Origin of the sequence: Massilia norwichensis, from assembly GCF_024753245.1 — a bacterium.
Classification (GTDB): Bacteria; Pseudomonadota; Gammaproteobacteria; order Burkholderiales; family Burkholderiaceae_D; genus Telluria; species Telluria norwichensis.
On sequence record NZ_JANUGX010000030.1, the window covers coordinates 61,857 to 86,034 of the forward strand.

General features: G+C 67.2%; 22 protein-coding genes and 1 pseudogene. 11 read left to right on the plus strand and 12 right to left on the minus strand.

Annotation, left to right across the window (positions count from 1 at the left end; genetic code table 11):
- Nucleotides 1-72: 72 nt before the first annotated feature.
- From sppA to NX782_RS21335, 6 genes are all read right to left on the minus strand, one after another.
- A complete protein-coding gene (sppA, locus tag NX782_RS21310) occupies nucleotides 73-1,944 on the minus strand; it encodes a signal peptide peptidase SppA (protein WP_258847500.1) in 1,872 nt (623 codons plus the stop codon).
- A gap of 32 nt (nucleotides 1,945-1,976) precedes the next feature.
- Nucleotides 1,977-3,446 carry a sodium:solute symporter gene (locus NX782_RS21315; protein ID WP_258847501.1) on the minus strand — a complete coding sequence of 490 codons (1,470 nt, stop codon included), beginning with the start codon at nucleotides 3,444-3,446 and terminating at the stop codon, nucleotides 1,977-1,979.
- A gap of 75 nt (nucleotides 3,447-3,521) precedes the next feature.
- The gene (locus NX782_RS21320; RefSeq protein WP_258847502.1) at nucleotides 3,522-3,968 is read right to left on the minus strand and encodes a hypothetical protein; all 447 of its coding nucleotides are present in this window, start codon (nucleotides 3,966-3,968) and stop codon (nucleotides 3,522-3,524) included.
- 157 nt (nucleotides 3,969-4,125) lie between these two features.
- Complete coding sequence (locus NX782_RS21325; protein ID WP_258847503.1) at nucleotides 4,126-5,817, minus strand: NYN domain-containing protein; 1,692 nt, start codon at nucleotides 5,815-5,817, stop codon at nucleotides 4,126-4,128.
- A 69-nt stretch (nucleotides 5,818-5,886) separates the two neighbouring features.
- Nucleotides 5,887-6,474, minus strand: coding sequence for a cysteine dioxygenase family protein (locus tag NX782_RS21330; RefSeq protein ID WP_258847504.1), 588 nt, complete (start codon nucleotides 6,472-6,474; stop codon nucleotides 5,887-5,889).
- The gene (locus NX782_RS21335; protein ID WP_258847505.1) at nucleotides 6,471-6,893 is read right to left on the minus strand and encodes a DUF1810 domain-containing protein; all 423 of its coding nucleotides are present in this window, start codon (nucleotides 6,891-6,893) and stop codon (nucleotides 6,471-6,473) included. Before NX782_RS21335 ends, NX782_RS21330 begins: the two co-directional genes overlap by 4 nt.
- Nucleotides 6,894-6,934: 41 nt before the next feature.
- On the opposite strand from NX782_RS21335, the gene NX782_RS21340 reads away from it, so the two are divergent.
- On the plus strand, nucleotides 6,935-7,144 hold the full coding sequence (locus tag NX782_RS21340; RefSeq protein WP_258847506.1) for a DUF3820 family protein: 210 nt from the start codon (nucleotides 6,935-6,937) through the stop codon (nucleotides 7,142-7,144).
- 22 nt (nucleotides 7,145-7,166) lie between these two features.
- Here NX782_RS21340 and NX782_RS21345 read toward each other — a convergent pair whose 3' ends face one another.
- On the minus strand, nucleotides 7,167-8,534 hold the full coding sequence (locus NX782_RS21345; RefSeq protein ID WP_258847507.1) for a DUF389 domain-containing protein: 1,368 nt from the start codon (nucleotides 8,532-8,534) through the stop codon (nucleotides 7,167-7,169).
- Nucleotides 8,535-8,709: 175 nt separating this feature from the next.
- Here NX782_RS21345 and NX782_RS21350 point away from each other — a divergent pair, with 175 nt between their 5' ends.
- The 5 genes from NX782_RS21350 (at nucleotide 8,710) to NX782_RS21370 (ending at nucleotide 14,106) form a co-directional block, all read left to right on the plus strand.
- Entirely contained in the window at nucleotides 8,710-9,411 is a 702-nt protein-coding gene (locus NX782_RS21350; RefSeq protein ID WP_258847508.1) for a pirin family protein, read from the plus strand.
- 114 nt (nucleotides 9,412-9,525) lie between these two features.
- Nucleotides 9,526-9,909 carry a response regulator transcription factor gene (locus NX782_RS21355; RefSeq protein ID WP_258847509.1) on the plus strand — a complete coding sequence of 128 codons (384 nt, stop codon included), beginning with the start codon at nucleotides 9,526-9,528 and terminating at the stop codon, nucleotides 9,907-9,909.
- Nucleotides 9,906-10,991 carry a HEAT repeat domain-containing protein gene (locus tag NX782_RS21360; protein WP_258847510.1) on the plus strand — a complete coding sequence of 362 codons (1,086 nt, stop codon included), beginning with the start codon at nucleotides 9,906-9,908 and terminating at the stop codon, nucleotides 10,989-10,991. Before NX782_RS21355 ends, NX782_RS21360 begins: the two co-directional genes overlap by 4 nt.
- Complete coding sequence (locus NX782_RS21365; RefSeq protein WP_258847511.1) at nucleotides 10,988-12,394, plus strand: glycosyltransferase family 2 protein; 1,407 nt, start codon at nucleotides 10,988-10,990, stop codon at nucleotides 12,392-12,394. Before NX782_RS21360 ends, NX782_RS21365 begins: the two co-directional genes overlap by 4 nt.
- A 5-nt stretch (nucleotides 12,395-12,399) precedes the next feature.
- Nucleotides 12,400-14,106 (plus strand): hypothetical protein, encoded by a 1,707-nt coding sequence (locus tag NX782_RS21370; protein WP_258847512.1) that lies wholly within the window; start codon nucleotides 12,400-12,402, stop codon nucleotides 14,104-14,106.
- A 20-nt stretch (nucleotides 14,107-14,126) separates the two neighbouring features.
- On the opposite strand, the gene NX782_RS21375 is transcribed toward NX782_RS21370, so the two are convergent.
- Both NX782_RS21375 and NX782_RS21380 read right to left on the minus strand, forming a co-directional pair.
- Entirely contained in the window at nucleotides 14,127-14,888 is a 762-nt protein-coding gene (locus NX782_RS21375; protein WP_258847513.1) for a response regulator transcription factor, read from the minus strand.
- 152 nt (nucleotides 14,889-15,040) lie between these two features.
- Complete coding sequence (locus NX782_RS21380; protein ID WP_258847514.1) at nucleotides 15,041-15,514, minus strand: AtaL-like protein; 474 nt, start codon at nucleotides 15,512-15,514, stop codon at nucleotides 15,041-15,043.
- A gap of 119 nt (nucleotides 15,515-15,633) precedes the next feature.
- On the opposite strand from NX782_RS21380, the gene NX782_RS21385 reads away from it, so the two are divergent.
- Nucleotides 15,634-16,527: a LysR family transcriptional regulator gene (locus NX782_RS21385; RefSeq protein ID WP_258847515.1), complete on the plus strand. Its 894-nt coding sequence runs from the start codon at nucleotides 15,634-15,636 to the stop codon at nucleotides 16,525-16,527.
- Here the strand turns inward: NX782_RS21385 and NX782_RS21390 are convergent.
- Nucleotides 16,514-18,805: a sensor histidine kinase gene (locus tag NX782_RS21390; protein ID WP_258847516.1), complete on the minus strand. Its 2,292-nt coding sequence runs from the start codon at nucleotides 18,803-18,805 to the stop codon at nucleotides 16,514-16,516. The genes NX782_RS21385 and NX782_RS21390 overlap by 14 nt on opposite strands.
- Nucleotides 18,806-18,967: 162 nt before the next feature.
- Between NX782_RS21390 and ribA the strand changes: the two genes are divergently transcribed.
- The 3 genes from ribA (at nucleotide 18,968) to NX782_RS21405 (ending at nucleotide 22,279) form a co-directional block, all read left to right on the plus strand.
- Nucleotides 18,968-19,627 carry a GTP cyclohydrolase II gene (gene ribA / locus NX782_RS21395; RefSeq protein ID WP_308633063.1) on the plus strand — a complete coding sequence of 220 codons (660 nt, stop codon included), beginning with the start codon at nucleotides 18,968-18,970 and terminating at the stop codon, nucleotides 19,625-19,627.
- Between the two features lie 241 nt (nucleotides 19,628-19,868).
- On the plus strand, nucleotides 19,869-21,314 hold the full coding sequence (locus NX782_RS21400; RefSeq protein WP_258847517.1) for a S1C family serine protease: 1,446 nt from the start codon (nucleotides 19,869-19,871) through the stop codon (nucleotides 21,312-21,314).
- Nucleotides 21,311-22,279, plus strand: coding sequence for an FHA domain-containing protein (locus tag NX782_RS21405; RefSeq protein WP_258847518.1), 969 nt, complete (start codon nucleotides 21,311-21,313; stop codon nucleotides 22,277-22,279). Before NX782_RS21400 ends, NX782_RS21405 begins: the two co-directional genes overlap by 4 nt.
- A gap of 9 nt (nucleotides 22,280-22,288) precedes the next feature.
- Here the strand turns inward: NX782_RS21405 and NX782_RS21410 are convergent, their stop codons facing one another.
- Nucleotides 22,289-22,651: a hypothetical protein gene (locus NX782_RS21410; protein WP_258847519.1), complete on the minus strand. Its 363-nt coding sequence runs from the start codon at nucleotides 22,649-22,651 to the stop codon at nucleotides 22,289-22,291.
- Nucleotides 22,652-22,700: 49 nt separating this feature from the next.
- The gene (locus NX782_RS21415) at nucleotides 22,701-22,985 is read right to left on the minus strand and encodes a hypothetical protein (RefSeq protein ID WP_258847520.1); all 285 of its coding nucleotides are present in this window, start codon (nucleotides 22,983-22,985) and stop codon (nucleotides 22,701-22,703) included.
- 244 nt (nucleotides 22,986-23,229) lie between these two features.
- Here NX782_RS21415 and NX782_RS21420 point away from each other — a divergent pair.
- Nucleotides 23,230-24,178: pseudogene (locus tag NX782_RS21420) on the plus strand (IS1182 family transposase); the annotation flags it as partial.

The following is a 24,178-nucleotide window of genomic DNA, read 5'->3' on the forward strand; positions in this document are numbered from 1 at the left end:
GGCTCCGCGCCCGTCGTTTCAGCCTGCTCCGATCTACAACTCGTTACAAACTATTAACCAGTGTAAAGAGGGTCATGGAATTTCGCACAGGCAGTGCGTCACCGCCGCGAACGGCTGGCGGCGCGATGCCACCTGCGACAGCCAGCCCAGGTCCTTGGCCACGCCGGCCGCCGCACCGGCCGGCAGCGCATCCAGGGCCAGGTCCGCCGGCAGCAGACCCAGCTTGACCTGCAGCGTCAGCGCCTGCGCATCCGACAGGCCCAGGCGCGACAGGATGCGCTCGGCCAGGCTGTCCGGACGCTCGGTGTAGGCGACGCGGAAGTCGCCTTCCAGATGGGCGCGCTTGGCGGCCGACTGCAGCGCGTCGCCGTAGCTGCCGAGACGGTCGACCAGGCCGCGTTCCTTGGCCTGGCCGCCGGTCCACACGCGGCCCTGCCCCACGGCGTCGATCTTCTCGGGCGTGGTGCGGCGCGCGATCGCGGCCTTGGTGGTGAACTCGTCGTAGATGTGGTTGATGCTGGCCTGGATCACCTGGCCGAAGCGCGGGTCGAGCGGGCGCAGCGGATTGTAGGCGTCGGCCAGCCAGGTGGTGGTCACGCCGGCGGTGTGGATGCCCAGCTTGTCGACCACCTTGTCGGCGGTCGGCAGGATCGCGAACACGCCGATCGAGCCGGTGACCGTGTTCGGGTCGGCGATCACCTCGTCGGCCGCCATCGAGATCCAGTAGCCGCCGGAAGCCGCGACGTCGCCCATCGACACCACCACCGGCTTGCCGGCGCTGCGGGTCAGTTCCAGTTCGCGCCGGATCAGCTCCGAACCGTAGGCGCTGCCGCCCGGCGAGTTGATGCGCAGGACCAGGGCCTTGATCTGCTTGTCTTCGCGCGCGGCGCGGATCATGTTGGCGGTCGAGATGCCGCCCACGGTGCCGGGACCGCCCGTGCCTTCGGTGATGTCGCCGGCCGCCACGATCACGCCGACGGCATCGCCGAGCATCTTCGGCGGGTTGCGGTCGACGTAGTCCTGGAAGCTCACCTGGCGGAAGCTCTTGATGGCATCGTCGGCTTCGCCGCGCTTGACCATCAGGGCGCGCACTTCGTCGCGGGTCTTGAGGCCGTCGATCAGCTTCCAGTCCAGCGCCACCTTGCCGGCGTTGCCGTTGGCGGCCGCCATGCGCTGCGGCAGTTCTTCGATGCCCTTGGCGATCGCGCCCGCCGGCAGTTTGCGCGCCTTCTCGACTTCGGCCGTGTAGTTGGCCCACAGCGCGTTGTACAGGTAGGCGTCGGCTTCTTTCGCGGCGTCCGAGGGGCCGTTGCCGATGTAGGGCTCGGCAAAGGATTTATAGGTGCCGACCTTCATCAGGTTGACCGTCACGCCGACCTTGTCGAGGGCGTCGCGGTAGTAGTTGCGGTGGCGCCCGAAGCCTTCGATCAGCACCATGCCCATCGGGTGCAGGTAGATCTCGCTGGCGTGCGAGGCGACCATGTAGCGCTTCTGGTCGTAGGTGCCGCCCCAGGCGACGACCGTCTTGCCGGCCGCCTTCACGCGCTCGACGGCGGCGCCGAATTCGCGCAGCGAGGCCAGGCCGCCGCCATCCATCTCGTCGAGCATCAGCACGACGCTGCTGATGTTCGAATCCTTGGCGGCGGCGTCCAGCGCGGTCAGCACGTCGCGCAGCTGGATCGTGCGGCGCGCATTGCCGCTCAGGGCCGCGACGGCGGAATCGCGCACGCTGCCGGCCTTCTCTTCGACCAGCTCGCCCTTCAGGTCGAGCACCAGGGCCGTCTTCGGCGCCAGCGGCTTGATGCCGCCGCCGAACATGGCCCACAGCAGCATGATCAGGATGATGAGGAAGAACAGGTTCAGCACGAACCGGCGGGTGGCATCGAGGCCGCGCCAGAGCGCGCCAAAGCCGCGGCGCAAGGAAGTCATGGGCTTGAAAGACATATGTGCTCCGGTTTTCGGTAATTAATTATAGGTTAAGCCGTGACGACGGCCGGCTTGATCGTCGCCCGGCGCGAGATCGCGTACAAGCCGATAAATACCAATGCGCCGTTGACCATAAGCAACTCCAGACCCAAACGGTAATTGCCGAGCAGGTAATGCTGGTTGTATTCGAGCAGTGCGCAGAGGATGGGCGCGCCGATGGTCACCACCGGCACCAGGCGGTCGTTCAGGCTGCGCGTGGTCATCATGCCGAAGGCGAACAGGCCCAGCAGCGGTCCATAGGTGTAGCTGGCCAGCTTCAGGATCACCCCGATCATGCTCGGGTTGTCGACCCATTTGAAGAACAGCACCATCACCAGGAACAGCAGCGCGAAGCCCAGGTGCACGTGGCGGCGCAGGCGGCCCTTCGCCTCTTCCGTCATGTCCTGGCGGCGCTGGATGCCGAGAATGTCGATGCAGAAGGTGGACGTCAGCGCGGTGATGGCGCCGTCGGCGCTGGGGAACAGGGCCGAGATCAGCGCGATCAAAAAGATGATCTGCACCGCCGCCGGCAAATGGCCCATCACCACCGTCGAAAAGATCTTGTCGCCGGTGGCGGTCACGCCGGCAACCGGGGCGTACAGGTACAGCAGGCCGCCCAGGAACAGGAAGCTGGACAGCACCACGACCAGCACCGCGGTCAGGGCCAGCAGGTTCTTTTGCGAGTCCTTCAATGTCTTCACCGAGATCGTCTTCTGCATCATCTCCTGGTCCATGCCGGTCATGGTCAGCACGATGAAGGCGCCGGCCACGATCTGCTTCAGCCAGAAGTTCGGGCTGTCGGGGTCGAAGGTGAACACGCGCGACAGGCCGCGCTCGTGCATCTGCTGCAGGGCCTGCGGAATGCTCAGGTCGAGCTGGCCCAGCATGAAGTAGACGCAGGCGAACAGGCCGCCCAGCATGCAGGTGGTCTGCAGGGTGTCGGTCCAGACGATGGTTTTCACGCCGCCCTGGTAGGTGTAGAGCAGGATCATGCCGAGGATGATGAAGGTCGTGAGCCAGAACGGCACGCCCAGGCTGTCGAGGATGATGCCCTGCAGGACCGCCACGACCAGATACAGCCGCGCGGTGGCGCCGAACAGCCGCGACAGGATGAAGAAGCCGGCCCCGCTCTGGTAGGCGCGGCGGCCCAGGCGGCCGTCGAGGTAGGTGTAGATCGAGGTGAGCTTGAGGCGGTAATACAGCGGCAGCAGCAGGTAGACCACGGCGATGTAGCCGAACACGTAGCCGATCAGCACCTGGCCGTAACCGAAGGCGTCGATGCCGACCGCGCCCGGCACGCTGATGAAGGTGGCGCCCGAGAGCGTGGTGCCGACCATGCCGAAGGCGACCAGCATCCAGTTGCTGCTCTTGTTACCGATGAAGAAGCTGTCGTTGTTGGCGTTGCGCGAGGTCGCCCAGGCGACGCCGAGCAGCAGTGCGAAATAGGCGATGAGGATGCAGAACAGGAGTGCCGGGGACATCAGGATTCCGTTAATGATTGACTAAGCGCCGAGCAATATACACCCTGGCGGCACAGCCATCCACTTTTCGGAAGATCAGATTCCCTGCGCCGGCATCCTTTCGAAAGGTCCGATGCAAGCCTCCATCGACTCCTCGCGGCACATCACGAAGCGCGCGCCCGAGGGGTGGAAGCGCAGGTAGTTGGTGGCGCGGGTACCGATCTGCATGACCTCGCCCGAGCAGTCCTGCTTGCCGTTGTCCTTCACGATGCGGTCTTCGAGCTTGTAGAAGCCCTTGGCGCTGGGCTTGTCGGCCACCGTGAATTCGCTTTCCGACACTTCGTCGGCGCTCTTGACCAGGGTGGTGCCGTCGCCGCGGAAGTGGTAGGTCTCGGAGCAGCCGAGCTGGGGGATGCTGAGGACCCAGATGCCCAGCAGCGGATGGGAGGCCGGCGGCGTGACCGCGGGTGCGGCTGCGCCCGCGAGCGAGGGCCCGAGAGCGAGCGAGGTGACAAGGATGAACAGTCCGGTGAGCGGTCGCATGATGTCGGTCCTTTGCGCAAACAGCCAAAACGAGCCAGCACGAGCCAAAACGGGCAAGCCAGGGGTGCGTTGTCATTATTGCATACCCCCGGCGCGGCCAGGCGCGCGCCAGGACCGGATCGGGCGCCCGCTCAGGCACCCGGACCGCGATGCCGGATCAGGCGCCTTCGGGCGTCTTCGGCTTGGCCGGACGGCGTGCGCGCGTGGCCGGCTTGCGCGACGGCGCCTTGTGGGCCGGACGGGTCGACTTCTTGCGCTCCTTGGCAGGCGCCGGATCGGACGGGTCGGCGTCGGTCGTGCCGTCCTCGCCGCCGTCGCTGCCGGTGCCGGCATCGATGGGCGCGGCGCTGTCGGCGACGGCCGGGGCGACGGCGGACTGCGCGTCCAGCGCGATGGCCGCGTTGTCGGCGCCGGCTTCGGCGGCCTGGCTGACTTCGCCCGCGCTGTCGGCGGCGGCCGCAGCCTTGCGTGCGGACGGCTTGCGCGGGGTGCGGCGGCGTTCCTTTACGGGCGCGGCCGGCTTGTCGGCTTCGGCGGTGTCGGCGGCTTGCGGTGCGGCGTCAGCAGCCTGCGATCCGGCGTCAGCGGCTTGCGATGCAGCTTCCGATGCGGCTGCAGCGCTGCCATCTGCCGCGGTGCCGGCGGCAGCGCCACCAGCTTCCGGCTGCGCAGCCGGGACGTCAGCACTGGCCTCGGCTTCGACCAGATCCGGCGTCGGCGCCGGCCAGCTGGCCATCGCGGCTTCTTCCTGCGCCACCTGCTCTTGTGCGAACGCGGCCTGCTCGGCAGCCAGGTCGCCGCCCTGCTCGCGTCCCTTGCGGCCACGGCCGCCGCGGCGGCGCGGTTCGCGTGCCGCTGCCGCGCCTTGCGCCGCCGGTGCCGCATCGCCGGCGCGCGGGATCTCGCTCGGCTGCTCGCCTTGCGTTTCCGCGGCCAGCTCGTCGCCCGCCTCGGTGACGGCGGCGGCCGGTGCCGCCGGCAGCGGCTCGGCTTCCGCCGCACCCGCCAGGGCGTCGATGGCCTGGGCGCTGCGGTAGACATAGGTGCCCGACTTCTCGTCGCGGCCGAACTCGAACAGGCCGCGGGTCTGCGCTTCTTCGAGCAGGTTGCCGAAGGTGCGGAAGCCGTAGAAGGTTTCCGAGAAATCCGGACGGCGGCGCTTCAGCGTGTCCTTCAGCAGCGACGCCCAGATCTTGCCGGTGTCGCCGCGTTCGGAGACCAGCGCATCGAAGGTCTCGACCACCATCTCCAGCGCCTGCAGCTTGCGCGCTTCCAGGTCTTCCTTCTTGCGGTTGCTGTCGTCGGCAGGACGGCGGCCCTGCTGCTGGCCCTGGCCCTTGCGCTCGTCGCGCTTGGCGGCGGCGCGGCGCACTTCGCGCACCAGGTCGTCGTAGAAGATGAATTCGTCGCAGTTCGCGACCAGCAGGTCCGAGGTCGAATTCTTGACGCCGACGCCGATCACGCGCTTGGCGTTCTCGCGCAATTTGGACACCAGCGGCGAGAAGTCGGAATCGCCGGAGACGATCACGAAGGTATCGACGTGGGCCTTGGTGTAGCACAGGTCGAGCGCGTCCACCACCATGCGGATGTCGGCCGAGTTCTTGCCGGACTGGCGCACGTGCGGGATTTCGATCAGCTCGAAGTTCGCTTCGTGCATTGTGGCTTTGAAGCCTTTATAGCGGTCCCAGTCGCAATAGGCTTTCTTGACCACGATACTGCCCTTGAGCAGCAGGCGTTCGAGGACGGGCTTGATGTCGAATTTCTCGTAATTCGCATCGCGCACGCCGAGTGCGACGTTCTCGAAGTCGCAGAACACCGCCATGCTGATGTTTTCTGAAGATGAAGCCATGTTTGTTGTTGAGAATGTGTTGGTGGACAAGCTATCCGCCGGATTATACGCAACAACAGGAAATCCACCTCAGGCCGCACGGCTGGGCAGCAGGCAGGACGCGTAGGGGCTGACGAAAGGCGTGGCGCGGCCGGTGTCGTCGAAGCGCGAGCGTTCGATGGCGCCGATGTCGCCGCCGTACACGTGGATGCTGACCGAGACGCCATCCTCGAGCGCATTGGATACGCGGTGTATATCACCGATGGTGGGTGATACGAGATCGATATCACCGGGCGCAAGCTCGTGCACGTGGCCCTGCACCAGCGGGCCGCCCGGCTCCAGCAGCGGGCTGAATTCCTCGCAGCGTTCGCGCCCCTTCAGCACGCCGACCATGCCCCACACCGTGTGGTCGTGGATGGGCGTGCCCTGCCCCGGCCCCCAGACCATGGCCGAGACCGAGAAGCGTCCGGCCGGATCGACGTGCAGGCGGTGGATGCGGTAGCCGTCCGGGTCCGGCTGCATGAGGGCGTCCGGCAGCCAATCCTCTTGCGCGATCAGGCTGGCCAGCAGCGCGCGGCCGTCGCGCAGGATCGTGGCTTCGTCGGCGCCGTGGTCGACCAGCGCCGTCATGCCGCGCACGAAGTCCGCCAGCGGGCCGGCGTCGCCGTGGGCGTTCATGACAGCTTCTCGATGGTGGCGGCATCCGGCATGCCGTCGAAGAAGCGGTCGAGGCAGTCCTGGAACAGGGCCTCGTCCGGGGCGACGTCGGCAAACAGCGTCATGCAGGAGCGGAATTTCATGTCGTCGGGGTGGCCGAAGATCTCGTCGACGCCGAGCGCCTCGTGCATCAGGACCGCGGCGCTGCATTCGCGCAGGCGCCTGCCCAGTACCGGATGCGCGAGATAAGCCGCGGCCTCGTCGGCGGAACGGATCGCGTAGCGGCGCGCCATCTCGCTGTGGCCCAGCCCTTCGATCTGCGGAAAGATGAACCACATCCAGTGGGTCCGCTTGTGGCCGGCGCGCAGTTCGCCGAGCGCGGTGGCGTAGATGCCCTCCTGGGCGTCGACGAAGCGTTGCAGGTTGTAGCCGTTGTCCATGATGGTCCTCCTCGCGCCCATGCTACTACAATGGCGGGACCATGAAACCTGAACACTTGCAGCTGCTCCTCGTCCGCGAAATGCCCTTCGGTAAATACCAGGGCAAGAAGATCGCCGAACTCCCCGGCCACTACCTCGCCTGGTTTGCCCGCGAGGGCTTCCCGAAGGGCGAGCTGGGCGAATTACTCGAACTGATGTACGAGCTCGACCACAACGCCCTGCGCGGCCTGCTCGACCCGCTGCGGCGCTGAGCCGCGTCCGCAGCTTCCGCTATCAACGCGCCGCGCGCGCCAGCAACAGGCGCGCCTGCTCCGACTTGGTACGGACCCGGAACCAGTCCTGCGCCAGTTTGACCTGGCTGGCGGCCGGCAGGCGGCGGCAGGTCGCGCTCAGCAGCGGCGCGGTCTGGCCGTCGGCCAGCGCCACCTGGCCCACCAGGGCGTCGGCGCATTGCGGGAACTGCGCGGCGAATTCGCGCGCGATGTCGCCGGCGCCGGCGATCCAATCCTGGCGCGTTGCGGCCTGCTCGGCCAGTTGCTTGCGCAGGGCGGCGATGGTGTCGTCGCGCTCCTGCAGCGCCTGCTGGCTGTTCTTCACGATCTCGGCCAGGATGTCGGCCTTCAGCGTGCCGACATCGACCCTGGTGTCCTCGGCCTGGTGCACGACCAGGTGCGCGCCCTGCAAGCCGGCGGCAGGCAATTTGGTTTCTATCGCGGCGATGGCGCTGTGCGGCATGCGCGGGCCGATCAGGGTCACCTCGATCTCCTTGGTGCCGGCCGCGATATGGGTCTCGACCACGTGCACCTTGGCGGCCTGGAACTCGTCGCGCACGAAGGCGCGCGCCTTGCTGGAAAAGAGTTCGTTGTCGACCAGGCGCGCCGCCAGCCAGATGCTCGGCAGACCGGTGAGCAGCACGATCGCCAGCAGCGCGCGCTTGACCCGCTTTTCCTTGGCCTTGTCGATGAATTTGCGGTGCGGCAGGCGCAGGAAATCGATGATCAGGACCGCCGAAAAAGCGATGAACACGCAGTTGATCGAGAACAGGTAGAAGGCGCCGGCGAAGACCTGCCAGTTGGCGTTCGCCAGCCCGTAGCCGGCGGTGCACAGCGGCGGCATCAGGGCGGTGGCGATGGCGACGCCGGGAATCACGTTCGACTTCTCGCGCCGGGTCTGGCCGATGATGCCGGCCAGGCCGCCGGCCAGCGCGATCAGCACGTCCCACAGCGAGGGCGTGGTGCGCGCCAGCAGTTCCGACTGCGCTTCGCCGAGCGGCGTGAGCAGGAAGTACACGGTCGAGGTGGCGAGCGAGATGCCGGCCGCGATGGCCAGGTTGACCAGCGAGCGCCGGATCAGCGCGAAGTCGTAGATGCCGATGCCGTAACCCATGCCGACGATCGGCCCCATCAAGGGCGAGACCAGCATCGCGCCGATGATCACGGCGTTCGAATTCGTGTTCAGGCCGACCGAGGCGATCAGGATCGCGAACATCAAAATCCACGGCGTGGCGCCGCTCAGTTCGACGCCGGCGCGCAGGCTGCGGTCGATCTCGGCATCATCGGCCTTGTCGTCGAGCAGGCTGAAACGGTGGGCGATGGCGGCACGCAGCGACGGCGGCTGCTCGACAGGCTGGGGTGCATTCATGGCAAGGGGCACGTGGCTGAGTGGATTCCAGAGGGCGATTCTCCCGGAAAACATCCATTGGTACAAATATTTGTCTTTCGATTTTTTCGATGATAGACCGCAAAACAACTCGTTTTTCTTGCGCTTCCGGCCTCGCTATACTGGCTTTCATCGAGAACACACAAAGGAGCGCATCATGATCGAAGTACGCAAAAGTGAAGAACGGGGCCGCGCCCACCACGGCTGGCTGCAATCGCAGCACAGCTTTTCGTTTGCCGACTATTACGATCCGCGCCACCAGGGCTTCGGACCGCTGCGGGTGATCAACGAAGACCGCGTGGCACCCGGCGCCGGCTTCGGCACCCACGGCCACCGCGACATGGAGATCATCTCCTACGTGCTGGACGGCGCGCTGGAGCACAAGGACAGCATGGGCACCGGTTCGGTCCTGCACTACGGCGACGTCCAGCGCATGAGCGCCGGCAGCGGCGTGCGCCACAGCGAGTTCAATGGTTCGAAGACCGAGCCGGTGCACTTCCTGCAGATCTGGATCCAGCCGAACCAGCAAGGCATCGCCCCGAGCTACGAAGAGAAGCACTTCCCGCTCGAAGAAAAGCAGGGCAAGCTGCGCCTGATCGCCTCCGGCGACGGCCGCGAAGGCTCGGTGCTGATCCACCAGGACGCGTCGCTGTATGCCGCCATCCTGAACGGCGACGACGCACTCGACCATCCGCTGGCCGCCGGACGCCTAGCCTATGTCCATGTGATCCGCGGCCGGGTCGAAGTCAATGGCGTGATCCTGAACACCGGCGACGCCCTGAAGCTCGGCGACGAAGCACGCGTCAGCCTCGCCAAAGCCGAAGCCGCCGAACTGCTGCTGTTCGATTTGCCGAGGTGACCACAAGTAGTCGCACGCAGGCCACAACATGGCGTGCGCTGCGGCGAAATGTGAAATTTGACGAGGACAAGCTGGGTATAATGGAGCCCTAGAGCAACTTTTTCGGCCCCAGCCATGAGCGCACAACCCACTGTCCTCGTCGTCGAGGATGACGTCCACATCGCCCACGTCCTGACCTTCATGCTGGAACGCCAGGGCTACAAGGTCACCCACGTCGCCGACGGCCGCGCCGCCAGCGCCCACGTCGCCGGCAATCCGGCGCCGGACCTGGTGCTGCTCGACGTGATGCTGCCCTACGTCGACGGCTTCGAGATCGTCGGCCAGATCCGCGCCCTCGATGGCTGGAAGGACACGCCGGTCATCATGCTGACCGCCAAGAACACCGAACGCGACACCGTGCGCGCCCTCGATGCCGGCGCCAACGACTTCATCATCAAACCGTTCCAGCCGCAGGAACTGCTGGCACGCCTGCGCCGCTTCCTCAAAACGCCCGCATGAGTTTCGGGGGCGACCCGATCCTCGCCGCGGCGTTCTGGACCGGCATCGCCGCCCTGCTGCTGACCCTCCTGCTCGGCCTGGAGATCGTGCGCCTGCGCATGTCCCTGCGCGCGCGCCAGCGGCGCGAGACGCGCGCGCTGGCGCGCTGGCGCCCGATCCTGAATGCCGCCATCGTCGGCGACAGGCCGCCGCAGCTGCCCACGCTCGCTCCCGCCGAGCGCCTGCACTTCATCAAGCTGTGGGTGCACCTGCAGGCTTCGCTGCGCGGCGAAGCCAGTGCCGCCCTCAACGACATCGCCGGCCGCCTCGGCCTGCACCTGGAAGCGCGCGCGATGCTGGGCCGGCGCGCCCGCAGCGAACGCCTGCTGGCGGCGCTGATGCTGGGCCACCTCGGCGACCGCCAGGCCTGGCCGCAGTTGCTGCGCCTGGCCGGCATGGACGACCCGACGCTGTCGCTGACGGCGCTGTGGGCGCTGGTACGCATCGATCCGCAGGCCGCCGCCGAGTACCTGACGCCGCTGTTCATCGAACGCGAGGACTGGGCCATGTCGCACGTGGCCGGCATCCTGCAGCAGGCAGGCAGACCGGTGGCGGCGGTGCTGGCGGGGATGCTGCCGCGCCTGGGCGCCGAGCGCCTGCCGCGCGCGCTGCGCATTGCCGAAGCCCTGCGCGTGGAGCTGCCGGCCGAAGCGCTGGCCAGCGCGCTGGCGGCAAGCGAGGTCGCCGTCGCCACCGCCGCGCTGCGCATCGTCAACACGCCGCTGCTGCAGGACGCCGTGCGCGCGCGCCTGCACGACGAAGACTGGCAGGTGCGGGTGCAGGCCGCCAAGGCGCTCGGCCGCATCGGCGACCGCAGCGATGTCGAACGCCTGGTGGCCTTGCTGGCCGACCGCGAATGGTGGGTGCGCTACCGCGCGGCCCAGGCATTGGTCGAACTGCCCTGGCTGAAGCGCCCCGACCTGGCGGCCCTGCACGCCACGCTGGAAGACCGCTACGCCGCCGACATGCTGGCCCAGGTGCTGGCCGAGCAGGACGCCGCCAATGCCGCACCAGACACCGCACCCGCGCCGGAGACCGCATGAACACGCATCATCTGCTGCTCGATTTCGTCACCTGGTTCGTGCTGTGCTATTTCATTTTGCTGAACGGCGGCTACCTGCTGCTCAATCTGCTGTCGCTGCGCACGCTGCGCCGCAAGGGCCAGGAAGAGATGCTGGACGACTTGCCGCGCGCCTATTCCGGCCTGGAGCCGCCGGTCAGCATCCTGGTGCCGGCGTATAACGAGGAAGCGAGCATCGCCGCTTCGGTGCGTTCGATGCTGCAGCTGACCTATGCCGAATACGAACTGGTGATCGTCAACGATGGCTCGAAGGATGGCACGCTGGAGGTGCTCAAGCGCGAATTCGGCCTGCTGCCCTTCCCCGAAGCCTACCGCCGCCAGATCCCGACCAAGGAGATCAAGGCGATCTACCGCTCGACCAGATTCCCGAACGTGCGCGTGATCGACAAAGTCAATGGCGGCAAGGCAGACTCGCTCAACGCCGGCATCAACGCCGCGCGCTATCCGCTGTTCTGCGGCGTCGACGCCGATTCGATCCTGCAGCGCGACAGCCTGGAACGCGTAACCCAGCCTTTCCTGCGCGACCCCAGCGTGGTCGCCACCGGCGGCACGATCCGCATCGCCAACGGCTGCGAGGTCGCCGGCGGCTTTCTGACCAGGGTCGGCCTGCCGCGCAATCCGTGGGCGCTGTTCCAGGTGGTCGAGTACCTGCGCGCCTTCCTGTTCGGGCGCCTCGGCTGGTCGGCCGTGAACGGCATGCTGATCATCTCCGGCGCCTTCGGCGTGTTCCGCAAGGATGCCGTGGTCAGCGTCGGCGGCTACCGTTCGAACACCATCGGCGAGGACATGGAACTGATCGTGCGCCTGCACCGCCTGCTGCGCGCACGCCGCCAGCCCTACCGCATCGAATTCGTGCCCGACCCGGTATGCTGGACCGAGGCGCCGGAAGACCTCGCGACCCTGAAGAACCAGCGCATCCGCTGGCAGCGCGGCCTGGCCGAGAGCCTGAACGCCAACTGGGGCCTGTTCTTCTCGCGCAACGGCGGGGTGCCCGGCTGGCTGGCCTTCCCCTTCATGCTGCTGTTCGAGTGGCTCGGTCCCCTGGTCGAGATGGGCGGCTACCTGTTCATGATCGTCTCCTTCCTGATGGGGGCGATTTCCTGGCAGGCCTTCTCGACCTTCATGTTCGTCGCGATCGGCCTGGGCATCCTGCTGTCCGCCTCCGGCCTGCTGCTCGAAGAGATGTCGTTCCACATCTACCCGCGCGGCAAGCAGCTGCTGGCCCTGGGCCTGGTGGTGGTGCTCGAGAACCTGGGCTACCGCCAGTTGAACACCTGGTGGCGCCTGATCGGCCTGTTCCGCTGGGCGACCCAGAAGGAAGCCAGCTGGGGCGCCATGAAGCGCAAGGGCAGCCTCGGCACCTGAACCCGATGCGCCGCCTGCTCCTTTCCCTGCTGCTGGCCATGACCGCCCCCGCCCATGCCGCCTGGCTGCACCTGTGCCCGCAGGCCGCGGTGCCCGCAGCGGCGCCGGCCCGCCCGCCGTATGCGGACACCGTCGACGCCGACGGCAAGCGGCTGCGCTGGCAGCCGGCCGACCAGCCTGCGCCCGCCGGCTGCAGCGGCATCGCCCTGCCGCCGGGCGTCCGGGTCGAGACCCTGTTTCCGCTGGCCCCGGGCGAAGAAGTCGAGCGTACGATCCTGCTGCACGGCCGCGAGCGCGAAGGCCGCTTCGCCGTCAGCGAGCACGTGCTGCCCTCGAGCCGCCAGGGCAGGCCCAAGCCGGCTTCGATGCCGCTGCGGGCCAACCTGCTGGAGCGCATGCAGGCGCGCGCCTTCGGCGTCGAGGAACGGGTCCGCATCGAACTGGACGGCGGCCGGCTGCGCATCGCTTGCGATGCCGGCACGCGTCCGGCCGGCGTGCTGCTGGGCGGTCCGTGGTTCCTGCCGCGTGCACGCCTGCGCCTGGCGAGCGCCTACGCGGGCGATGCCGGCTTCACGCTGCAGGCCGCCGATGCCGCCCAGGCCGAGCGCGGAACGGCGATTGGCCTGGGCGCCCTGCCCACCCGCGGCGCCGGCGCCGCCCCCTTGCGCCTGGCGCTGCCGCAGAGCCTCGATCCGGCCAACTGGCGCCACTTCGTGCTGCAATGCCCGGCGCAGGCGGCCAGCCTGACGATCAGCAGCCTCGCCATCGAACCCGACCCGGCGCCCGGCGCCAGACCGGCCGCGCGCGCGACCTGGGTCTGGCAAGCATCCGACTGGCGCGAGCATGGCCCGCGCCTGCTGGACTGGGCCGCGGCGCACGCGGTGCGCGACCTGTTCATCACCGTGCCGTTCAAGAACGAGGCGGTGCGCGAGCCGGCCGCGCTGGCGGCCTTCATCCGCGCCGCCGGCAAGCGCGGCATCCGCGTGCTGAGCGTGGACGGCGACCCGCACATGGTGCTGCCCGAGCGCCAGGCCGCGCTGGCGCGCATGGCGCACGCCTATGCCGCCTACAACGCCGGCGTCGAGCCGGCCGCGCGCCTGGCCGGGCTGCAGTTCGACGTCGAGCCCTACCTGCTGCCGGAATATGGCGCGGGCAAGGTCGACTGGGACGCGCGCTACCTGGCGATGGCGCGCACCCTGCGCGCGGCGGCCGGCAGCCTGCACCTCGAACTGGTGGTGCCCTTCTGGTGGGATGGCAGGACGGCCCTGCTGGACGGCCTGGCGCCGCTGGTCGACGCCCTCGCCGTGATGGATTACCGCACCGACCCGAGCCAGATCCTTGAATTTGCCGTCCCCTTTCTCGACTGGGGCGCGCGCCACCGGAAACAGGTGCGCATCGCGCTGGAGGCCGGCGAGATCGCGCCGGAAACCCAGCGCCGCTACGTGCGCGCGGCGGCCGGCGAGCCGGGCCAGCTGCTGCGCCTGCGCCTCGATGGCCAGCAGGTGCTGGTGCTGCTGCGCGAAGCCCTTCCAGCAGGCGATACCGCCGGCGCCGAGCTGTTCCGCCTGCAGTCGACGCGCGAGATCGACGGCAGCGCCACCACCTTCCACCAGGACAAACCGGCCCTGCTGCGCCTGCTGCCCGGGCTGGAAGCGGACTTCAGTGCCTGGGATAACGCGTTCGGCGGCATGGCCCTGCACGAGTACCGCTGATGGGGCCTGTCGGCCCAGGGCTACCGGATCGCCAAACCGATGCCGGCAACCGCGCTGGCGGACTGGCTTGCCGGGCTCGGGGTCGCGGCGGCCTGACCGAAGCGGCCGGACCACAATTCGGCGCAGGCCGCGCTGCAATCGGCGCTGAGGCCGTGCGTCGTCGCATACTCCACCAGGCCCTGCGGCGTGGACGCGTCCAGCCTGGACATGACATCGCGCTTGAAGTCGCCGACCGTGCCGGTGTCCAGGTGCAGCAGTTGCGCGCTTTCGATCACGGTCATGCCGCACACGGCCAGCGCGAACACCTCGAACTCGCGCCTGCTGAAGCTCTCGTGCGGTTTGTTGCGGGCATCGTATTTGCGCACGCAGGCGGCGAATTCCTCCGCCAGCGCCTTGCTGAGATAGAGCTTTCCGCCGGCGACGCGCTTGACCGCGGTCTTGAACTCATCACGCTGGGCGGTCTTCATCAGATAGCCCTTGGCGCCATGGCGGATGGCGCCGACGCCGAAGCTGAGCTCATCGAGCGCAGTGAACACCAGGATGTCGGCCCAGGGCGCGAGTGCGTGCAGGCGCTCGACCAGCGCGGTGGCGCTGCCGGCGTCGGCGCCGCCGATCGCCGGCTCGACGATGATGAATTCGTAGTAGCGCTCGCTCAGCTTCGCCAACAGCTCGGCATGGCTGCCGACTTCGTCAATTTCGAGCGCCTCGGCACTTGCGCGCAGCAGCGAGCGCATGCCCAGGCGCGCGACAGGGTTTGCTTCGGCTAACAGGGTCCGGATCATCGCTGCTCCAGGTCGGCTTGTTCGAAGAAATGATGCCGATTATATATATGAAAGTTTGCGCTGGAACAGGCTTTCAATAATTTCCTCAATTCCTGCCACACCGCTTGCCGGCGTCATCCCCCTTGGACCGCGCGACTGCCTGTTCGTCTGCATCAGAGATGGCCGGCCGCCAGCAGCTCGCGGGTGCGCTTCAGCGTCGACAGCAGGGCCGCCTTGTAGCCCTGGTCGCTGTCCATCGTCGCCTGCTCGGCCTGCTCTTCCGGACCGCCCGCCTGCTTGTCGCGCAGGCCGAGATAGCCGTAGAACCTGAGCTGCAGCGCACCGCTCGCGTCTTCGAACAGTTCGTTGACGATGACGCCTTCGCGCGGTCCGCTGGCCTGGAAGAAGCTGACTTTCCGTTCCGGCTCGAAGACGATGATCTCGCGCAGATCGGCGCCGCCGATGCTGGCTTCGCGCACGATGTGGCTGGCGCTTTCTTCCACGACCTCGCAACGGGTGCAGAGGCCGGGCGGCAGGAACAGCCGGGCGTCGCGTGCTTTTAATACGAGCCCGGCCCAGGCCTGGGCGCGGCTCAAAGGCAGCTCGCCTTCCGGATTGACGGGGACGGTGGCGGTCGAATAAATCATGATCGTTCTCCTTGGGTGTGGTTGGAAGACAATTCCATGGTAGGCATTCCGCCTCTGATCCGAAAGATGCTAAATTTGGACGGACGGTCTCACCACTGGAACACTCAAGGGAATACGCCATGGACCTGCCTGCGCTTGCCGACTTCAACCTCGTTGCCCGTCACGGCGGCTTCGGCCGTGCTGCCCGGGCGACCGGCCGGCCCAAGGCGACGCTCTCGCGGCGCGTGGCGGAGCTCGAAAGCGAACTCGGGCTGCGCCTGCTGGAACGCGGCGCACGCAGCCTGAAGCTGACCCAGGAGGGCATGGCACTGTACGAGCGTACCGGGCGCCTGCTGACCGAGATCGACGAAACCGCGGCCGAGATCGCGTCCGGCGGCAGCAAGCCGCGCGGCCGCCTGCGCATCAGCGCCCCGCTGCTGTTTTCGCAGCTCGCCATGGGCCGGCTGGCGGCCGGTTTCCGGCTGCGCTTTCCGGAAGTACGCCTGGACGTCACGACCGAGGACCGGGCGGTCGACATGATCGAGGAAGCATACGACCTGGTGATCAGGGTGAATCCGCGGCCGGACGAGCGCCTGGTCGGGCGCATCCTGCTGCGCGACCGGCTGGTCGTCGTCGCCAGCCCCGTCCTTGCGCGATCGGTGGACGGCAAGCCGGTGCCGGTGGTCGTGCGCGGCAGCGGCGAGCAGCCGTCGGACTGGGAGCTGAGTACGCCGGCCGGCAAGGCGCGCATCGCGGTCGACCCGGTGCTCGCCCTGTCGTCGATGATCATGGTGCGCGACGCGGTACGTGCCGGCGCCGGCGCCGCGCGCCTGCCGGTATCGCTGGTCAGCCGCGACCTGGCGGCCGGCGCCCTGGTGCACTGGGGCGACGCCGAGGGTCCCGAGACCACGCTATGGACGCTGTATCCATCGCGCCGGCTGCTGAGCGCGCGGGTGTCCGCCTTTCTGGGCTATCTGCGCGAAGCCTTCCCGCAGGGCACGCCCGAGGAACTGGCCGCCTTCATTGCCGACTGAGAGCCGGCAGCTCGACGAAGAAGCTCGTGCCCGCCCCCTCTTCGGCCTCGAACCAGATGCTGCCGCCATGCTCTTCGACGATGCTGCGGCAGATGCTCAGCCCCAGTCCGGTGCCGCCCTTCTTGCGCGAGTCGGCGGAATCGGCCTGGGCGAAGCGCTGGAAGATGCGGCCGCGGAAGGCTTCCGGGATGCCGGCGCCATGGTCGATCACGGCGATGCGCAGCAGGCCCTTGCCGCCGTCCAGGCGCGTCAGGACTCCGCTGCCGCGCTCGGAAAACTTGATGGCGTTCGACAGCAGGTTGGTCAGCACCTGGGTCAGGCGGTCGCGATCGACACTGGCGTGCAGGCCGGCGGCGCCGTCCCCGGCCTCGAAGCGCAGCGCCACCCCGGCCTGGGCCGCGAAGCTGTCCATCGCCGCCAGCGCACCCTCGACGACCGGCGCCACCAGCGCATCCTCGAAGCGGTAGTCCATCTGTCCCGCTTCCATCTTCTGGATGTCGAGCACGTCGCCGATCAGGCGCACCAGGCGTTCGGTACTGGCGCAGGCCACGCCGACCAGACCCTGCGCATCGGCGGGCAGATCGCCGGCCATGCCATCCTTCAGCAGCGACAGCGAGGCGCTGATCGCCGTCAGCGGTGTGCGCAATTCGTGCGAGACGGTGGCGACGAACTCGTTCTTCATGCGCTCGATCTCCTTGCGCTCCGAGACGTCGTGCAGGAACACGCTGAAGAACACGCCCTCGCCGGTGCCGACCAGGCCGGTCGTCATCTCGGCGGTGATCTCGGCGCCGTCGCGCCGCACCAGGGTGCGCTCGACGCGGCGGCCGAGCAGGTCGAGCTGGCCGCTCTCGCGGAACTGGCGCAGCGCGGCCCAGGCGAAGCCACGGTGGCGCTCGGCGATGATCACGTCGAACAGCATGCGCCCCACGACCTCCTGGCGGCTCCAGCCCAGCAGCGCATGGGCGGCCGAGTTCCAGTCGGTGATGCGGCCATCCAGGTCGACGCTGATGAAGGCATCCTGCGCCGTCTCGATGATGTTGACGATGCGCTGCTGGCTGGCGCGCACGGTGGTGAGCGCCTTTTCCAGTTCGAGGGTGCGCTGGTCGACCCGCTCTTCCAGCGTGGCGTTCAGGTGCTCCAGCTGCCTGCGGCGGTGGACCAGGTCGGCCACCAGCACGCTCAGGGTGCCGGACAGGGCCTCGACTTCCTCGTAGCCGCCGCGGCCGGGCGTGATGGCCACCGGCTCGCCTTCGCGGATGCGGTGCGCCGAGCGGGCCAGTTCGTCCAGCGGACGGGTGATGCGGCGTGCGACGAACACGCCGGCCAGCGAGCACAGCGCCGCCAGCAGCACGCCCGCGGCCAGCCCGTATTCGCGCAGGCGGCGCACCGGCGCGTAGGCATCGTCGACCTTCTGGCGCACCAGCACGGTCCAGCCCAGTCCCGGGTAGTCGGCATGGCCGCGGCCGCGCGCGTAGCCGACCAGCCAGGACTCGCCGTCCGGCCAGGTCTCGGTCAGGTAGCCGCCGTTCTTGCGCGCCTGCGCCGCGCGCAGGCTGTCCAGCGACAGCATGCTGCCCTGCCAGCCGGGCGGGCCGAGCAGGACCTTGCCGTTGGCATCGACGATCAGGGCCTCGACCTGGCGCCGCGCCGCGATCGGCGCGATCACCGAGCGTTCGACGTCGCGCGCCCACAGCCAGGACAGGTGCACGCCCAGCACGCCCTGGGGACGGCCGGCATCGTCCGGCACCGGGAAGGCGACGTCGACGAAGCGCCATGGCTCGTCCTGCCGCGGCAGCAGCTTGGCCAGCAGCACCGCCTCGTGCACGTCGCCGGCGTGCTTGCCGCGCAAGGCATCCCTGAACCAGGGCCGCTTGCCGACGTCGACGCCTTCCAGCACGCCCTTGGCCGCCACCTGCACCTTGCCGTCCAGGCCGGCGACGCCGATCCAGCTATAAAAGCCGTAGCTGTCCTGAAGCTGGCTCAGGGTCTCGCGGCGCCGTTCCAGCGGCGACTCCGGACGCACGCCGCGGCGCTGGGCGATCAGGCGCACTTCGCGGTAGCGTTCGTACATGCCGCGTTCGAGCTTGTCGGAGGTTTGCAGCGCCAGCTCTTCCAGGCCATGGCCGATGCTGGTCTTGACCTGTTGCGTATTGCGCTGTTCGATCACGGTCACCAGCAGCACGGACAGCAGGAAGGACAGCAGGGTAAAGGCGAGCGCCAGCCAGGCGGCGAGCCGGCGCGGCAGGAATTTGCGGTAGAAGGGAGCGGAGGACGGCATCGCGGTGAGCGGGAAAAATGGCGCCGCCAGCGTAGCATATGATGATGCCGTAAGGATACAAATCCGGCCGCAATGGACCGACACCGCACGGGAGTGTCGGATTTCCGGTAAACTTCAGCTTTACAGTCGCAGAAATCGTCGCTTTTCGCCTCAGGAACCTTCATGCAAGACAACGCCGCCACCATGTCCAACAGCGCCTCCGAGCTCGTCGACTACGTCACGTCGTGCACCCTGCCGACGCCGTGGGCACAGTTCACGCTGCACGCCTTCGTCGAACACGCGACCGGCAAGGAGCACCTGGCGATGACGCTGGGCGACCTGTCGACGGGCGAACCGCCGCTGATGCGCATCCACTCGGAATGCCTGACCGGCGACGTGATGTTCTCGCAACGCTGCGACTGCGGCGCCCAGCTCGAAGGCGCGCTGAAGAAGATCGCCGCCGAAGGGCGCGGCATCCTGCTCTACCTGCGCCAGGAAGGGCGCGGCATCGGCCTGGTCAACAAGATCCGCGCCTACCGCCTGCAGGAAGCCGGCGCCGACACCGTCGAAGCCAACCTGCAGCTGGGCTTCCACGCCGACGCCCGCAACTACGAGCTGGTGCAGCCGATGCTGCGCCACTTCGGCATCGAAGCGGTGCGCCTGATGACCAACAACCCGCGCAAGATCGACGCCCTGACCCGCCTGGGCTTCGACGTCGCCGAACGCGTGCCCCTGCTGGTCAACCGCAATGCCTTCAACAACGGCTACCTGAACACCAAGCAGGCCAAGCTGGGCCACATGATGACGCCGGCGGCCGAGCCGGTGCTGGACGGCGAGCTCTGACGTCATTCCCGAGAGCCCTTGACGTCGTCCCCGAGAGCCCTTGACGTCGTCCCCGAGAGCCCTTGACGTCGTCCCCGCGAGCCCTTGACGTCGTCCCCGCGAGCCCTTGACGTCGTCCCCGCGAAGGCGGGGACCCAATTTCGCACACGCAAACGAAACGCTCGCAACACTTGGGCCCCCGCCTTCGCGGGGGCGACCGATTTAGCGCTGCCGTCCTGATTATTCTGGCAAGATGGGCGCAATGCGCCCGCTCCCCTTTGCCACCCTGCTCTTCCTCGCCTGCAGCCTGGCCGGTGCAGCCCCGGTCGCGCAGAAAAGCAGCCCCGGCACTGGCGGCGGCAAGCCGGTGCCCCAGCCGCCGCTGGTGATCCCGCCCGGCGCCCCGCCCGCCACCACCCCGCCCGCGCCCGGTCCCGGTGAAACCGACGAGACCGCCGCCCTGCCGACGCCCTCCACCGCCGCCCAGGACCTGTATTCGGCCGCCAAGGGCGACCTGCTGCAGATCCGCATGCTGCTGAAGAACGGCCGCAGCCAGTCCACCGTCGGCTCCGGCTTCCTGGTCGGCACCAGCAACCTGGTGCTGACCAATTACCACGTGGTGTCGCAGATGGCGCTCGACCCGGACGTGTACGTCGGCGAATACGTCGACACCGACGGCAAGACCGGGCCGGTGGAGCTGCTGGCGGTCGACGTGCTGCACGACCTGGCCGTGGTGCGCGTCAACCGGGAAGGCACCGGCTTCTTCCAGGTGCCCGACCACCCGGTCCGGCTGACCCAGGGCCAGTACCTGTACTCGCTCGGCAATCCGCTCGACCTCGGCTTCGCGATCTCGGAAGGCGCGTACAACGGCGTGATCACGCGCAGCTTCTACGACCAGCTGATCTTTACCGGCCCGATCAACTCGGGCATGAGCGGCGGGCCCAGCGTGACGGTGTCGGGCACCGTGGCCGGCATCAACGTCTCCAAGCGGCGCGACGGCGAATCGGTGAGCTTCCTGGTACCGGTGCGCTACGCCCAGGAGCTGCTGCGCAAGGTGGCGGCGCAGTCGCGTCCGCCGAAGAACTTCAACCCGCTGATCGCCCAGCAGCTGCTGGCCCACCAGCGCGACATGATCGACCGCCTGCTGGCCGAGCCGCTGTCGATCAAGACCATGGGCCCCTACCACGTACCGGTGCGCGAGTCGCAGCAACTGCGCTGCTGGGGGCGTTCGAACTTCCGCCTGGAGGCCGAGTACACCGGCGACTCGGTCAGCTGCGCGATGGAAGCCGCGATCTATGTGTCCGACACCCAGCAGACCGGGCATGTGTCGATGTCGCACACCTATCTGCGCTCGGCCAGCATGCATCCGCTGCAGTTCGCGGCGCTGGCGAGCAGCCAGTTCCGGGTCGACCGCATCGGCTCCTCGCGCGACACGCGCCTGACCCGCCCTGCCTGCACCGAGCAGTTCGTGCACACGGCCAGCCTGCCGCTGCGCGCCGTCACCTGCGTGCGCGCCTACCGCAAGTTCGCCGGCCTGTACAACTTCACCCTGCTCACCGCCAGCAACGACGACGGCAACGCCAGCCTGCAGAGCCGCCTGGACCTGGCCGGGGTCTCGTTCGAAAACGGCATGCGGGCCACGCGTGCTTTCCTGTCGGCGCTGGGCCGCAGCCGGCCGCGCGCACCGGCACAGGCGGCGCGGCGATGAGCGGTCCCTGGTTCATCGAGACCCTGGCCCGCAACGGCGACGTGCTGCAGCGCAGCCGCGTCGACGCCCTGCCGATCCGGCTCGGCCGCGGCTACGACAACGACTTCATCATCGACGACGACTACGTCGCCGCCAGCCACGCGCGCATCGAGATGGACGCCGCCGGGCGCCTGGTGCTGCGCGACCAGGGCAGCCGCAACGGCATCATCCACCGCGGCAAGCGCCTGCCCGAGGTGGTGCTGTCGGGCGACACCGTGGTGCGCATCGGCCATACCTCGCTGCGGGTGCGCGCGGCCAGCTTTCCGGTGGCGCCGGAACTCGCCGACCGCACCTTCCACCGCTGGGAAGGCGCGCTGCCGGGCGCCGCCGGCGTGCTGCTGACCGGCTGCTTCGCGCTGTTCGCGCGCTGGCTCAGCGACACCCAGTACTTCGAATTCGTGCGCTACTTCGAAGCCCTGGCCTGGGGCGTCGGCGCGGCCCTGCTGTGGAGCGGCGCCTGGGCCTTCGCCAACCGCCTGTTCGGCCGCCACGCGCGCCTGGGCCGCCACCTGTTCGTGTTCGGCTGCGGACTGGCGGCGCTGGCCGCGACGGCGCTGCTGGCCGCCACCATCGCCTACGCCTTCTCGCTCGAGGCCTTCACCCACTACGCCTCGCACGCGGCGACGCTGCTGGTGGCCGGCATGATCTACTTCCACCTCTGCACCGTGAAGCCGCAGAACCGGCGCCGCTACCGCTGGATCGCGGCCGGCATGGCGGTGCTGGGCTCGAGCCTGATCCTGATCTTCAACCTGCAGCGCAGCGGCCGCCTGGCGGACGAACTGTACATGGCGGTGCTGCTGCCGCCCGAGGTCCGGGTCAGCCAGGATCACGGCATCGACGAATTCATGCGCGAGGTGGAGGGGATGAAGGAATCGCTGGACCGTGGACGGGGGCGCAAGCCGGGCGAGGATGAGCTGGAGGATTGATGGGCGTTCTCAGGTGTCGCGGTCTGCGGCCCTGGCTCGGCGCTGCGCGATCGTCGAGATGGCTTTTCCGACCAGGTAGCCTGCCAGTGCGGTCGGCAAGATCACCAGCAGCGCGAACGGGACCATGAAGAACACCCCGAAACCGACTTCCGGCGAGCTCAGGACGCCGACCGCAGTCCAGCCGACGACCGCCACGATCACCCCGCCCAGGAACGCGGCGAGGTAGGCCTGGCGACACCACCCGGCGTGGACGCAAATTAGGAAGGCCAATACCAGGCTGACCTGGCTTTGCAGAAAAGGCGCCAACGCATAGGTGGAATAGGCTGCTGCGCCGTGAACGAAGGCGTTGTTGAAATGACTTACAGCGCGCATTGGACTCCTTTGGTATGACCGGGCTTTCCGTGTGACGGGCCGTGGTCCCCTACCAGGCAGCCCGAATATCGTCCCAAACGCTGTCAAAAAGCGCGTTCGAGATCTCCTTCAGTGTCCCATACCTGGGTTTTGCTGCTTCTACAGCATCCCACCGCCCTTCCGGTAACGCGCCAAACGCATCCGCTGGCTTTTCTTCCGTGTATTTCAGCGCATGCCCCTCTGGCCGAATTTCGAGGTAGCGGGCACAGTATCCATCTTCGGCAATCTCGAAGTAGGCAATGTACTCATCCAGTCCCTCTGTGTTTCCGGCCGAGCTGTACAGGTAATGCTTCACGTCGTGGTGTCCTGAAGAACTAATGTGATTTGCGTGGCAGGTTCGCTCTTTACCGAATTCAGCCTCTAAAAGAACTCGCCGTAAATCTGTTGCCGCCAAAATGCATCTGCGCCAGGTAGCTAATGGCCGAGAGTAGAATGTTCAGCCGTTAGCTTTCGACCCAGGCTGTGTAAAAACGTAGATCCAGGTAAACGAAACCGGCCCAGTAAACGTTGAGTCAGTATCTCATCAATGCAGGTGCGACATGAAGCGCTTTATCGAAGGCGAAGATCGAGGACAAGGCACGCTGCTGCCCGAGCTCCTGGATGATTACGTAGCTGAGAATAACCCGGTGCGTGTGGTCGAGGTTTTTGTCGAGGAGCTGGACCTTGCCGGCCTTGGTTTCAAACGTGTACAGCCTGCGAAAACGGGCCGGCCTGCATACCATCCGACTGTGCTCTTGAAGCTCTACATTTACGGCTATCTCAATCGGATCCAGTCGAGCCGTCGGCTGGAGCGAGAGGCCCAGCGCAACGTCGAATTGATGTGGCTGACGCAGCGCCTGAGCCCGGATTTCAAGACGATAGCGAATTTCCGAAAAGACAACGGCAAGGCCATTCGCAATGTCTGGCGCCAGTTTGTCGTGCTATGCCAGCAGTTGGATTTGTTTGCGGATGCAGTGGTTGCGATCGACGGTAGCAAGTTCAAGGCTGTCAACAGCAGCGACCGGAATTTCACCGATGCCAAGCTCAAGCGCAGGATGCAGGAGATCGAGCCAGCATCACCCGCTATCTGGCAGAACTTGATACGGCTGACCGGCAAGAGCCGGCTGCCAAACAAGCGAAAACTGTGCGCCTCAACGATAAGATTTCGGCGTTGAAGGAGCAGATGGTCAAGCTCAAGGAAATCGAAGCGAAGCTGGAAGAGACAGGGGAAACACAAATTTCGCTGACCGATCCGGACGCTCGGTCGATGATGTCGAGAGGCAGCGGCATCGTCGGCTACAACGTGCAGACCGCAGTCGATACCAAGCATCATTTGATCGTCGAGCACGACGTGACGAACAATGGTAGCGATCGAGATCAATTGTCTGGCATGGCCAGGAAGGCACGGACCGCGATCGGAACCACGACGCTAACCGCGATTGCCGACCGTGGCTATTTCAACGGTAAAGAAATCCTGGCTTGCCATGAAGCCGGCATTACTGCCCTGGT

What these genes read in the sequence shown, in the direction of transcription:
- NX782_RS21400 (WP_258847517.1), top strand. Translation starts at nt 19,869, where the DNA reads ATGCGCCCGCTCCCCTTTGCCACCCTGCTCTTCCTCGCCTGCAGCCTG.
- ribA (WP_308633063.1), top strand. Translation starts at nt 18,968, where the DNA reads ATGCAAGACAACGCCGCCACCATGTCCAACAGCGCCTCCGAGCTCGTC.
- NX782_RS21320 (WP_258847502.1), bottom strand. Translation starts at nt 3,968, where the DNA reads ATGCGACCGCTCACCGGACTGTTCATCCTTGTCACCTCGCTCGCTCTC.
- NX782_RS21325 (WP_258847503.1), bottom strand. Translation starts at nt 5,817, where the DNA reads ATGGCTTCATCTTCAGAAAACATCAGCATGGCGGTGTTCTGCGACTTC.
- NX782_RS21355 (WP_258847509.1), top strand. Translation starts at nt 9,526, where the DNA reads ATGAGCGCACAACCCACTGTCCTCGTCGTCGAGGATGACGTCCACATC.
- NX782_RS21340 (WP_258847506.1), top strand. Translation starts at nt 6,935, where the DNA reads ATGAAACCTGAACACTTGCAGCTGCTCCTCGTCCGCGAAATGCCCTTC.
- NX782_RS21350 (WP_258847508.1), top strand. Translation starts at nt 8,710, where the DNA reads ATGATCGAAGTACGCAAAAGTGAAGAACGGGGCCGCGCCCACCACGGC.
- NX782_RS21370 (WP_258847512.1), top strand. Translation starts at nt 12,400, where the DNA reads ATGCGCCGCCTGCTCCTTTCCCTGCTGCTGGCCATGACCGCCCCCGCC.
- NX782_RS21390 (WP_258847516.1), bottom strand. Translation starts at nt 18,805, where the DNA reads ATGCCGTCCTCCGCTCCCTTCTACCGCAAATTCCTGCCGCGCCGGCTC.
- NX782_RS21375 (WP_258847513.1), bottom strand. Translation starts at nt 14,888, where the DNA reads ATGATCCGGACCCTGTTAGCCGAAGCAAACCCTGTCGCGCGCCTGGGC.
- sppA (WP_258847500.1), bottom strand. Translation starts at nt 1,944, where the DNA reads ATGTCTTTCAAGCCCATGACTTCCTTGCGCCGCGGCTTTGGCGCGCTC.
- NX782_RS21385 (WP_258847515.1), top strand. Translation starts at nt 15,634, where the DNA reads ATGGACCTGCCTGCGCTTGCCGACTTCAACCTCGTTGCCCGTCACGGC.
- NX782_RS21330 (WP_258847504.1), bottom strand. Translation starts at nt 6,474, where the DNA reads ATGAACGCCCACGGCGACGCCGGCCCGCTGGCGGACTTCGTGCGCGGC.
- NX782_RS21315 (WP_258847501.1), bottom strand. Translation starts at nt 3,446, where the DNA reads ATGTCCCCGGCACTCCTGTTCTGCATCCTCATCGCCTATTTCGCACTG.
- NX782_RS21335 (WP_258847505.1), bottom strand. Translation starts at nt 6,893, where the DNA reads ATGGACAACGGCTACAACCTGCAACGCTTCGTCGACGCCCAGGAGGGC.
- NX782_RS21405 (WP_258847518.1), top strand. Translation starts at nt 21,311, where the DNA reads ATGAGCGGTCCCTGGTTCATCGAGACCCTGGCCCGCAACGGCGACGTG.
- NX782_RS21380 (WP_258847514.1), bottom strand. Translation starts at nt 15,514, where the DNA reads ATGATTTATTCGACCGCCACCGTCCCCGTCAATCCGGAAGGCGAGCTG.
- NX782_RS21360 (WP_258847510.1), top strand. Translation starts at nt 9,906, where the DNA reads ATGAGTTTCGGGGGCGACCCGATCCTCGCCGCGGCGTTCTGGACCGGC.
- NX782_RS21365 (WP_258847511.1), top strand. Translation starts at nt 10,988, where the DNA reads ATGAACACGCATCATCTGCTGCTCGATTTCGTCACCTGGTTCGTGCTG.
- NX782_RS21345 (WP_258847507.1), bottom strand. Translation starts at nt 8,534, where the DNA reads ATGAATGCACCCCAGCCTGTCGAGCAGCCGCCGTCGCTGCGTGCCGCC.
- NX782_RS21410 (WP_258847519.1), bottom strand. Translation starts at nt 22,651, where the DNA reads ATGCGCGCTGTAAGTCATTTCAACAACGCCTTCGTTCACGGCGCAGCA.